Source organism: Herbidospora sp. NBRC 101105, assembly GCF_030269205.1.
GTDB lineage: Bacteria > Actinomycetota > Actinomycetes > Streptosporangiales > Streptosporangiaceae > Herbidospora > Herbidospora solisilvae.
Map to the genome: position 1 here is coordinate 528,602 of NZ_BSSX01000004.1, position 11,226 is coordinate 539,827.

General features: G+C 69.5%; 10 protein-coding genes. 3 read left to right on the forward strand and 7 right to left on the reverse strand.

Annotated elements, in window-relative coordinates; all coding sequences use genetic code 11:
• Positions 1–83 precede the first annotated feature (83 nt).
• The 6 genes from QSK34_RS19790 to QSK34_RS19815 all read right to left on the reverse strand — a co-directional run bounded on the left by QSK34_RS19790 (position 84) and on the right by QSK34_RS19815 (position 6,340).
• Positions 84–1,079: a LacI family DNA-binding transcriptional regulator gene (locus QSK34_RS19790; protein WP_285585724.1), complete on the reverse strand. Its 996-nt coding sequence runs from the start codon at positions 1,077–1,079 to the stop codon at positions 84–86.
• A complete protein-coding gene (locus tag QSK34_RS19795; RefSeq protein ID WP_285585725.1) occupies positions 1,076–2,449 on the reverse strand; it encodes a GH1 family beta-glucosidase in 1,374 nt (457 codons plus the stop codon). Before QSK34_RS19795 ends, QSK34_RS19790 begins: the two co-directional genes overlap by 4 nt.
• On the reverse strand, positions 2,446–3,270 hold the full coding sequence (locus tag QSK34_RS19800) for a carbohydrate ABC transporter permease (RefSeq protein WP_285585728.1): 825 nt from the start codon (positions 3,268–3,270) through the stop codon (positions 2,446–2,448). Before QSK34_RS19800 ends, QSK34_RS19795 begins: the two co-directional genes overlap by 4 nt.
• Positions 3,267–4,232, reverse strand: coding sequence for a carbohydrate ABC transporter permease (locus QSK34_RS19805; protein ID WP_285585729.1), 966 nt, complete (start codon positions 4,230–4,232; stop codon positions 3,267–3,269). Before QSK34_RS19805 ends, QSK34_RS19800 begins: the two co-directional genes overlap by 4 nt.
• A gap of 56 nt (positions 4,233–4,288) precedes the next feature.
• Entirely contained in the window at positions 4,289–5,596 is a 1,308-nt protein-coding gene (locus QSK34_RS19810) for an ABC transporter substrate-binding protein (protein WP_030456970.1), read from the reverse strand.
• A 540-nt stretch (positions 5,597–6,136) separates the two neighbouring features.
• Positions 6,137–6,340 (reverse strand): hypothetical protein, encoded by a 204-nt coding sequence (locus tag QSK34_RS19815; RefSeq protein ID WP_161482334.1) that lies wholly within the window; start codon positions 6,338–6,340, stop codon positions 6,137–6,139.
• Positions 6,341–6,522: 182 nt separating this feature from the next.
• Here QSK34_RS19815 and QSK34_RS19820 point away from each other — a divergent pair, with 182 nt between their 5' ends.
• Positions 6,523–6,924 (forward strand): hypothetical protein, encoded by a 402-nt coding sequence (locus QSK34_RS19820; RefSeq protein WP_161482333.1) that lies wholly within the window; start codon positions 6,523–6,525, stop codon positions 6,922–6,924.
• Positions 6,925–7,036: 112 nt separating this feature from the next.
• The gene (locus QSK34_RS19825) at positions 7,037–7,912 is read left to right on the forward strand and encodes a sugar kinase (RefSeq protein ID WP_161482332.1); all 876 of its coding nucleotides are present in this window, start codon (positions 7,037–7,039) and stop codon (positions 7,910–7,912) included.
• On the opposite strand, the gene QSK34_RS19830 is transcribed toward QSK34_RS19825, so the two are convergent.
• Entirely contained in the window at positions 7,895–10,234 is a 2,340-nt protein-coding gene (locus QSK34_RS19830) for a GcvT family protein (protein WP_285585730.1), read from the reverse strand. The genes QSK34_RS19825 and QSK34_RS19830 overlap by 18 nt on opposite strands.
• A gap of 72 nt (positions 10,235–10,306) precedes the next feature.
• On the opposite strand from QSK34_RS19830, the gene QSK34_RS19835 reads away from it, so the two are divergent.
• Positions 10,307–11,212: a protein kinase family protein gene (locus QSK34_RS19835; protein WP_285585731.1), complete on the forward strand. Its 906-nt coding sequence runs from the start codon at positions 10,307–10,309 to the stop codon at positions 11,210–11,212.
• Positions 11,213–11,226: the final 14 nt, after the last annotated feature.

The window sequence follows — 11,226 nt, forward strand, 5'->3', positions numbered from 1 at the left end:
GCGGGTGTCGTGAGGCGACGGTCCCGACCTCGGCGGGACGGGACGCCCCGCGCCGAGAGGACGCCGAACATGACAGGCCCGCCTCAGCTCGACTCCCGGACCACCAGTTCCGTCGGCAGTATCACCGGGTCGGCGCGCCCGTCTTCGAACAGCCCCAGCAGCAGGCTGACCACCGCCAGCGCCTGGTCGGCCATCGGGCTGCGGACCGTCGTCAGCGGCGGGTCGGTGTAGAGCGCGGCCTCTATGTCGTCGAACCCGACCACGGCCACGTCGTCGGGCACCCGGCGACCGGCCCTGCGCAGGGCGTGGAGGGCGCCGATCGCCATCAGGTCGTTGGCGGCGAAGACGGCGTCGAGGCCCGGGTCGTCTTCGAGGAGCTGGCACATCGCCTGGTCGCCCGACACCCGGGTGAAGTCGCCGACCGCGATGATCGACCGGCGGCCGGTGTCGCGCAGCGTCTCCCGGTAGCCGGTCAGGCGGTCCTGCGAGGCGATCATGTCGAGCGGGCCCGAGATGGTGGCGATCCGCCGCCGGCCCCGGCTCAGCAGGTGCTCGACCGCCTGGCGTGCTCCGCCGAGATTGTCGTTGTCGACGTAGGGGACCGAGGGGGCCGAGACGGGCTTGCCGAAGGAGGCCATCGGCAGGCCCATCCGCATCAGGGCCGCGGGCAGCGGGTCGGCCCCGTAGAACGACACCAGCATCACGCCGTCGACGTGGCCGGCGGCGACGTACTCCTGGACCCGCACGCGGCTCTCGTCGGACCCGGCGAGCATGAGGACGACCTGCTTGGACGCCGCCTCAAGGGCCCGCGACGCCGACCGCACCACCGCCGAGAACATGGGGTCGTCGGAGAACAACCCGGCGGGCGGGTCGGAGACCACCAGGGCGATGGAGTTGGTGCGCTGGGTCACCAGGCTGCGGGCGACCGAGTTGGGCACGTAGCCGAGCTCGTTCACCGCCCGCAGCACCAGCTCGCGGAAGTTCGGCGTCACGGTCGTGTCGCCGTTGACCACCCTTGAGACGGTCGACTTGGACACGCCGGCGCGGGCGGCGACCGCCTCCAAGGTTGGACGTTTCACTCGATGCCGTTCCGCTGGATGACGTCCCGGTACCACAGAGCGCTGTCCTTGGGGAGGCGGCGCTGCGTGGCGTAGTCGATCCGCACGATACCGAACCTCTGGTGATATCCCTCCGCCCACTCGAAGTTGTCGAAGAGGGACCACACCAGATAGCCGCGCAGGTCGGCTCCCTGGGCGATGGCATCGTGGCAGGCGCGCAGGTGACCGTCGAGGTAGGCGACCCGGTCGCCGTCGGGCACGCGGTCGCCGACGACCTTGTCGTGGAAGGCCGCGCCGTTCTCGGTGACCAGCAGGCCGACGTCCGGGTAGTCGTGCGACAGCCGGACCAGCAGCCGCGACAGGCCCGACGGGATGATCGGCCAGCCCATGGCGGTCTGCGGGCCCTCGATGGAGACGAAGTCGACGCCGTCCGTGCCGGGCCACGCCAACGGCGCCACCGCGCCGGGCGACGCCTGGATCACGCACGGGTTGTAGTAGTTGATGCCGAGCAGGTCGAGCGGCTGGTTGATGATCTCCAGGTCGCCGTCGCGGATGTGGTCGAGGCCGCCGTGCCGCTCCACGATCTCCAGGACCTCGGCCGGGTAGGTGCCCTTCAGCGCCGGGTCGAGGAACTGGCGGTTGAGCAGGGCGTCGACCAGCCTGACGGCGTCGGAGTCCCCCTGCGACAGGGCGATCCCCGCGTCGAGGATCTGGGCCGGGGTGACCACCGGGGCCATGTTGAGCGTCAGCGCCAGGGTGCCCGTGAGGTTCTGGGCGGCCAGGCCGTGGGCGAGCAGCAGGTGGTGGGCCGCCTTGAACGCGGCCGGGGCGTCGGTGACGCCGGGGGCGTGCACGCCGCTGCCGTAGCCGAGGAACGCCGAGACCCACGGCTCGTTCAGGGTGGTCCACGTCGAGACCCGGTCGCAGAGCCGGGCGTGCACGGCCGCCGCGTAGTCGGCGAAGTAGTAGGCCGTGTCGCGGTTGGCCCAGCCGCCGCGGTCCTCCAGGTTCTGCGGCAGGTCCCAGTGGTAGAGGGTCACGTACGGGGTGATCCCGGCGCCCAGCAGCTCGTCGACCAGGCGGTCGTAGAAGTCGAGGCCGCGCGGGTTGGCCGGGCCCGAGCCGTCGGGGACGACCCTGGGCCAGGCGGTGGAGAACCGGTAGACGCCCAGGCCGAGATCGGCCATGAGGCGCACGTCCTCCGGGTAGCGGTGGTAGTGGTCGCAGGCGACGTCGCCGGTGTGACCGTCGGCGACCTTGCCGGGGGTGCGCGCGAAGGTGTCCCAGATGGACACGCCGCGACCGTCTTCCCGGGCGGCCCCCTCCACCTGGTATGACGCCGTGGCGGCACCCCAGATGAACCTCTCGGGAAACTGGATTTCCGGCGTCATCCCTTGACCGCCCCCTGCATGATTCCTCCGATGATGTGCTTGCCGAGAAGTGCGAACACGATGACGAGGGGCAGCGTGCCGAGCGCGGTGCCCGCCAGGCCCATCACGTAGTCGTTGACGTAGCCGGCCGCCAGGGTCGACAGCGCCACCTGGACCGTCGGGTTCTCCGGGGTCAGCACCATGAGCGGCCACATGTAGTCGTTCCAGGCCGTCATGAAGGTCAGCATGCCGAGCACGGCCGCCGCCGGGCGGGCCGCCGGGAAGACGACGTGCCAGACCAGGCCCCAGGTCGTGCAGCCGTCGACGCGGCCCGCCTCCAGGAGCTCGGTCGGGAGCGCGCGGGACAGGAACTGCGTCATGAAGAACACGCCGAACGCGTTGACCAGGGCGGGCACGACGACGGCGTACAGGGAGCCGACCCACTCCAGCTTCACCATGAGGATGTAGAGCGGGATGATGCCGGCCAGGGTCGGCACCATCATCGTGCCGACGGTCATGAGCAGCAGGATGTTGCGGCCGCGGAAGCGCAGTTTGGCGAAGGCGAAGCCGGCCAGGGTCGAGAAGAACATGACCGAGATCGAGATCGAGCCCGCCACCAGAACCGAGTTGATCATGGCGAGGCCGAACGGCACCGTGTCGAAGACGCGCGAGACGTTCTCGAAGAAGTTGCCGCCGGGGAAGAGCGGCGGCGGCACCGACGCCAGCGACGCGTTGTCGCGCGAGGCCACCACGATCGAGTAGTAGAGCGGGATCGTGAAGAAGAACGCGACCGCGGTCAGGGTGAGATAGGTCAGCCGGTTGTTGACCCGACGGCCGGTCATCGGATGCTTCCCTTCATCCGGTTGGTGAGCAGGTAGTTGATCCCGGCGATGATCAGAATGAAGACGAAGATCATCCAGGAGATGGCCGACGAGAAGCCGAAGTCGAGGCGCATGTAGTTCTCGTAGAAGAACAACGAGAGCGTCTGGTACTGCCGGTCCTGCCCGCCGGTGAGGGTGTAGGCGCCGAACAGCAGCGGCTCGGCGAAGATCTGCATCGAGCCGATGGTCGAGGTGATCACCACGAAGGCGATGGTGGGCCGGATCATCGGCACGGTGACCTTGCGGAGCTGGGTGAAGCTCGACGCGCCGTCGATGGTGGCGGCTTCGTACAGCTCTCTCGGTACGGCCTGCATCGCGGCCAGCAGGATGAGCGCGTTGTAGCCCGTCCACCGCCACATGATCATCGTCGAGATGGCCACATGGGAGCTCAGGGTGCCGTCACGCCAGGCGATGCCGTCGAACCCGAAACTGGTGATGACCCAGTTGATCAGGCCGAAGTCGCGGCCGAAGATCTGCGAGAAGATCACCACGACCGCGACGACGCTGGTGACGTTGGGCAGCAACAGGGTGATCCGGAAGAAGTTCTGGGCCCGCAGCGGCCGGTTCAGCAGATGGGCGAGCCACAGCGCCAGCAGCAACTGCGGCAGCATCGACAGCAGGCCGATCGACAACGTGTTGAACGTGGCGTTCCAGAAGTACGAGTCCGCCAGCAGGACCCGGAAGTTCTCCAGGCCGACGAAGGTGTGCTCGTCGTCCAGCAGCGTCCACTCGTGCAGGCTCACCCAGAGCGTGTAGCCGATGGGGAACAGCCCGAAGGCGCAGAACAGCAGGAAGAACGGGGCGACGTACGCGTACGGGGAGGCTTTGACGTCGACGGCGTGCCGCCAGTGGCGGGCGGTCACCCGGCGCTTGCCTCCCGGTCGCCGTGGCGGCGCTGCACGTTCGGGGGCACGCGTGGCCATGGCGCTCCTCTCAAGGGAAGGCGGGGTGGCCGGACCGGCCACCCCGCGGCGTACGGCTACTTGATCTTCTCGGAGTCCGCGACGGCCTGCTTCCAGGCCTCTTCGGGGTCCTGGCCCTGGAGTTCGATGCGGCCGAGGCCGTTGCCCATGGCGACGTTCACGTCACCGGCCTTGGGGCCCGTGTACTGCGGCTTCAGCGCCTTGGCGGCGTCGGTGAAGATCTTGCCGATGGGGGCGTCGCCGAAGTAGGGGTTCACGAAGTCGGCGACGGCCGGGTCCGTGTAGAGGGCGGGCAGCGACGGCAGGGCCGAGGCGTCCTTCCACAGGGTGAGCTGGCTCTCCTTGCTGGTCAGGAAGTTGATCAGCTCGGCGGCCTCCTTGGGGTGCTTGCCCTGCTTGGGGGCGAGCAGGTGGGTGCCGCCCTGGTTGCCGCCGCCGCCGGGCACGGCCGCGATGTCCCAGGTGCCCTCGCCGGGCTTCTGGTCCTTGATCACGCCGGTCTTCCAGGCGGGGCAGACCATCGTGGCGAAGGTGCCCTTGGCGATGCCGGTGGTCCACTCGGGGGTGAACGCGACGAGCTTGCCCGACAGCTTGTTCTGGATCATGGAGACCGAGATGTCCCAGGCCTTGCGCACGTCGGGGTTGGTGCCGACGACGACCTTGTCGCTGGTGTCGTAGAAGCCGACGGGGGCCTGCTCGACCATGGCGCGGAAGTGCTCACCGGGGCCGTCGGTGAAGGCGGCCTTGCCGCCCGCGGCGACGAACTTCTTGCCGGTCTCGACGTACTGCTCCCAGGTCGGCCACAGGGCGCTGACCTCGTCGCGGTCGGTGGGCAGGCCGGCCTCCTTGAAGAGGTCGGGCCGGTAGCACATGGCCAGGCCGCCGACGTCGGTGCCGAGGCCGATGAGCTGGGAGCCGTCCTTCGACAGTCCGAGCTGCCACTTCCAGTCGAGGTACTCGGACTGGCGTGAGCCCAGGCCGTAGTCGTTGAGGTTGTGGAACTTGTCGGCGACCTCGCGGAAGGTGGCGATGAAGCCGCCCTCGACGGCGACGATGTCGGCGGCGCCCGCCCCGGTGGCGACCTGGGTGACCAGGTTGTTGTGGTGGTCGTTGAACTGCGCCCGGCGCTCGGTGATCTCGACGTTCGGGTGGGTCTTCTTGAACTCCTCGTACAGCGGGCCGTAGTGGAAGTCGCTGAAGAGGGCCACGGTCAGCTTGACCGGCTCGGCGGGAGCGGCGGCACCGCCGCTGGCGGCTCCGGGGGCCGGCGTGCTCTCCCCACCACCACAGGCGGCGGCCAGGAGGGAAGCGGCGATCAGGGGCACCAGCAGCCGCGCGGCACGGCGGCGAGGGGGGTGAGACATGCCGATGGAACCTTCCTATTTTTGATCATGAAGAGAACGTTCCCTGGAGTGAGGGTCGAGCTGGGCCCGTGGGGTTGTCAATGGGCTGAGAGATAACGATCGTCGTGACCTCCAGGGAACGTTCCCTGGAGTTTTCACACGTCTCAGCAGCTCAGAGGCTTGATCCAAGGATCTCCTGAATCAGGTAGAGCGCTTTCTCAAAGTTCTCGCGGGTTTCCTGCAAGTTAAACCTAGTCTTGACAAAAGTCCAGAAGTAGCAGGACGATCCGAGCGCGAGAGCGCTTTCTGTTCTCTCAGGTACGGCTCGCCGCCGTCTTCCGCCGAGGAGGTTCCACGTGGGGATCGACCCAGGTGAGCGGACGTGCGCGGGCCGGACACAGGTTCAGGGCAGAGTCCTGGGCAGGACTCACGGCGGAACGCCCGTCCGGGCGCACCGCCGGGTACGTGGCAAGAAGGTGCAGGCCGTCGGTGCCGGAAGGGTCGCGCCGGACCCGACCGGCACCGAAGGCCGTCAGCCCACCCCGACCGTGGGGGTTCCGGTCAGCCCTGGTTCTTCAGGGTGTCGCGCCGGCTCTCCAGTTCCTCCGCGAGGTTGTCGAGCTGGTCGGCGTTGGCGATGAGGGTGGCCAGCTCCGCCGAGTCGGCCGGGCCGTCGCCGGCCCGGTCGCCGATCTGCTCGCGCAGGGAACGGGCCTCCGCGCGGATGCGGGCGATCTCCTCTTCCACCTGCTGCAGCTCACTCATAACGGCCCCATACCCAAGCAAACGGAGATCATGGACGACCGCCTGTAAAACTCCGAAACCCTCCACGACCGACATGAAAGGCCGAATCGGGGGCAGACAAGTGGACCAAGCCACATCTGCATTCGAGGTGAGAACACATGGTTCTTCTGGGCCTTCTCCTGATCGTGGTCGCGGGTGCAGTCTTGATCGAAATCTCCATTCAGGACACCACCGCGGCGGCGACCACCCCCATCACCGTGCTCGACTGGAACTTCACGCTGACCTCCTTCGAGATGTTCCTGCTCGGCGCGGCCACCGCCGCGGGCGTCCTCATCGGGCTGGCGATGGTCAGCGGCGGCATGCGCCGCAGCGTCGCCAAGCGCCGCCGCATGCGCGAGGAGCGGCTGGCCGAGCGCGACCGCGTCTCCCGGCTGGAGAGTGAGAAGCGGGATCTGGAGCAGCAGCTCGTCGACCGCAACCACAACGGCGTCGACGACCGTGACGAGACCCGTCCCGTCGACCGGGTGGAGGACCGCGACCGGGTGGAGGACGGCGACCGGCTCGTCGCCGGTGGACGCCACTCGCGCCGCGACGACGCCTTCTGACCGACGGCACCATCGATCGGCCCTCGCCTGAGGCAAGGCGGGGGCCGATCGGCGTTCCCCCGTTGGAACGGTTCTGCCATGCTTTTCCCGATCAGCTGCGGAGAAGAGTGCGATGACCGATCTGTTCACGCTCGGCGAGGTGCTGGGCGTCGTGACCGCCGACCGAATCCGGCACGACATGTCCGCCCGGCTCGACCTGGAGGGCCCCGAACTGACCGTCGCGGTCGGCCTGGCCCGGCTCGGGCACTCGGTGGCCTACGTCGGCCGGGTCAGCGACGACGAGATCGGGGTGCGCACCACCACGGTGCTGCGCGGCGAGGGCGTGGACGTCTCCCACCTGCGGGTCGACGAGACCGCCGCCAGCGGCCTGGCGCTGCGCCAGCGCCGCATCGGCCGGGTCGCGCACGCCGTCTTCTACCGGGGCGGCTCGGCCGGGTCGCGGGTGTCGACGGGCGACGTGCCGACGGAGGTCCAGGACGCGCGCATCCTGCACGTCACCGGCATCACCCCCGCGCTGAGCGGATACGCGTGGAGCGCGGTGCACCACGCGGTGAAGCTGGCCAAGGACGCCGGGGTGCTGGTCTCGGTCGACGTGAACCACCGGCCGAACCTGTGGGAGAGCGTGCAGGAGGCCCGCGACGGCCTCCGGGAGCTCGCCGCCTCGGCCGACGTCCTGTTCGCCAACCAGGACGAGCTCGGCCTGGTCGAGAGCGCCATCGCCCAGGTGCCCGAACTCGTCGTGATGCGCGGCTCCAAGGGGGCCAGCGCCACGGTCGAGGGTTTCCGGTACGACACCCAGGCCGCCCCCGTGACGGTCGTCGACGCGACCGAGGTCGGCGGCGCGTTCGTGGCCGGATATCTGAGCGCGCTGCTCGACGGGGTGCACCCCTCCGACCGGCTCAAGCGGGGCATCTCGGTGGCGGCCTTCGCGGTGGCCGCCCACTCGACCTGGCAGGGGCTGCCCACCAGGTCAGAGCTGCCCCCGTGACCTGACCCGCAGGTTCTGCGGATCGTAGACCGGCCCGGCGACGACGTCGGCCCCCACCCAGCCGCCGTTCACGCCGACCTCCACCCGGGTCACGCCCTTGGGCAGGTAGGCGTAGGCGATCGACCGGTCGACCCGGTGGCCGTAGCCGCCTGAGGTGACCCGCGAGGCGGGCACCCCGTCGACCCGCACGGGTTCCCCGCCGAGGCAGACCTCGGCGGGGTCGTCGACGACGAGGCAGGCGAGTTCCACACCTGATTCGGTACGCGGCACCGACTTCCGGACCGCGAAACCGAGCCGGGCCTCGAACGGGGTCGTCTCCGGGGTGATGTCGGCCCCCCAGACCCGGTAGCCCTTCTCCAGGCGCATCGAGTCGATCGCCTTGTAGCCGCCGGGCCGCACGCCGGTCCCGGCCAGCAGGTCCCACAGGGTCAGCCCGAACTCGACCGGCGTGTAGAGCTCCCAGCCGTACTCGCCGACGAAGGTGACCCGCTGGGCCCGCACCGGCACGTACCCCACGCTGATCTCGCGCGACTGCATGTAGCCGAAGCTCAGGTCGTCACTGGTCAGGCTGCTCAGGATGTCGTGGGCGTCCGGTCCCCACAGGCAGTAGCAGGCGTAGGCCGAGGTCACGTCGGTGACGTCGACGCCGTGCCGGCGCAGCAGGGCCGCGTCGTGGCCGCCGAAGGCGGTGCCGGTCACCAGCCGGAACCGGTCGTCGCCGAGCCGGGTGATCGTGACGTCGGCCTCGATGCCGCCGCGCGCGTTGAGCAGCTGGGTGTAGACGACCGTGCCGACCGGGCGGTCGAGGTTCGCCCCGGCCAGTGCCTGGAGCCGCTCGAAGCCGCGCAGGTCGAACTTGGCGAACGAGGTCTGGTCGAACAACCCGGCCGAGTCGCGGGTGGCCAGGCACTCCTCGCGCACGGCGGGCGACCAGACGCGGCCCGCCCAGCCCTTCGGGCGCGGCGCGTCGTCGCCGGTGGGCGCGTACCAGTTGACCCGCTCCCACCCCGCCTTCTCCCCGAACTCGGCGCCCAGTTCGGCGTGCCGGGCGTAGGCGGGCGACCTGCGCAGCGGCCGGACCGCGGTGCGCTCCTGACCGGGGTAGACGATGTCGTAGTAGGCGCTGTACGCGTCCAGCACCTTCGCCCGCGCCCAGGACGTCGACCGGGCGTGCGGCCCGAAGCGCGCGACGTCCATGGCGAACATGTCGTATTCGGGGGCGCCCTCGACGATCCACTCCGCGGTCACCTTGCCGACGCCCCCGGCGGCGGCCAGGCCGTGCACGCAGAACCCGGCGGCGACCCAGAGGCCGCGCACCGACGTCTCCCCCAGCAGGAACTCCCCGTCGGGGGTGAACGCCTCGGGCCCGTGGACGACCTTGACGATCTCCCCGCGTTCGCGCAGATGGGGCAGGCGGTGGACGGCCGAGGTCCACGACTCCTCGAACTTCGGCATGTCGGGCTCGAACAGGTGCCGCGGCGTGGCCAGCGGGTTCGGCTCGTCCCAGACCTGGGGCGTGCGGACGTAGCCGCCGACCAGGATGCCGCCGCCCTCCTCGCGGAAGTAGACGATGTTGTCGGGGTCGCGGACGGTGGGCATGCCGACCGAAACACCGGTCGATTCGGTCACGACGTATTGGTGCTTGATCGGGACGATCGGCAGCTCGACCCCGGCCATCCGCCCGATCACCCCGGACGCCGCCCCGGCCGCGTTGACGACCGTCCCGGTCCTGATCACGTGGTCGCCGAACCGGACGCCGGTGATCGCGCCGTCCGCGGTCTCCAGCCCGGTCACCGCGGCGCCGGTGAAGATCCGCACGCCGAGCTTGCGGGCGCCCTCGGCCAGCGCCTTCGCCAGCATCGCCGGGTCGAGCCAGCCGTCGCCGGGCAACCAGAGCGACGACACGACGTCGCCGGTCTCCAGCAGCGGCAGCCGCTCCTTGGTCTGCTCGCCGGTCAGGAGTTCCAGGTCGAGGCCATAGGTCTCGGCCGCGCCGGCCTGCCGGACCAGCTCCTCGTGGCGTTCGGGCGTGGTCGCCAGGCGCAGCCCGCCGACGCCGTGCCAGCCCGGGTCCAGACCGGTGAGATCGCGGAGTTCGGGGTACAGACCGGCTGAGTACATGATCATGCGGGTCTGGGTGACGGTCGAGCGCAACTGCCCGACGAAGCCCGCCGAGTGCCAGGTCGTGCCCTCGGTCAGGTCGTGCCGTTCGACGAGGACGACGTCCTGCCAGCCGAGCCGCGCCAGGTGGTAGGCGACCGAACACCCGGCCACCCCGCCCCCGATGACGACCGCTCGGGCGTCTGCGGGAAGTTGCACCATCGGTACCGTCCTGTAACAACTGACGCCCAAAATGCGATCAATGGTCTAAACGTAGACCAAAAGGAGCAGCGCATGCCAGATCCCGTCGCGTCCGCGCTGGGTCTGGTCGCGTCCTGGGCCGGCCGACCGGTCACCCACACGAGGATCAAGGGCGGGCTGAGCCACTACATCGCCCGCGTGGAGACCGACGACGGCGACCGCTGGCTGCTGCGGGTGCTCGACCCGAAGATCGCCGCGACCGGCCTGGGTCTCCCCCTCGACCAGGAGATCGCCAACACCGTGGTCGCCGCCGAGACCGGCGTGGGCGCCCGGGTGCTGCACGAACTGCCGGGCGCGCTGATCCTGGAGTACATCGACGGCCTCACCCTCGACGCCCCGGCCGTCCGGGCCCGCATCCCCAGAATCGCCGAGGCCGTCCGCACCCTCCACGCGGGGCCGCGCTTCGCCAACGACTTCTCGATCTTCCGCAAGTACGACGGCTTCGTCGCCCTCTGCCGGGAACACGACCTGCCGATGCCCGACGGCTTCGCCGACTGGGCGGGCACGGTCCGAACAATCGAAGAAACCCTGGCAAAACGTCACATAACGGACGTACCCTGCCACAACGACCTGCTCCCCGAGAACTTCATCGAGGCTCGGGGCCGGGTCAGAATCGTCGACTACCAGCTTTCCGGCAACAACGACCCCTGCTTCGAACTGGGCGACATCGCCGCCGAGGCCTCCTTCGACCCCGACGACGTCGAACGGCTCACGCGAGCCTACTTCGGCACCCATGACGAGGCGCTGATCGCCCGCGTGCGACTGAACGTGATCATGTCCAACCTGACCTGGACACTCTGGTTCGTCGTACACCACCGCCTGGTGGCCCAGCAGCGCGACTTCGACTACAACGCCGAAGCCGCCACGAAGTACGCCAAGGCGACGGGCGATCTCACGGACCCCGGCTTCGGATCCCTCATGGACGCCGCCGGCCGGTAACCCCCCACTGCACG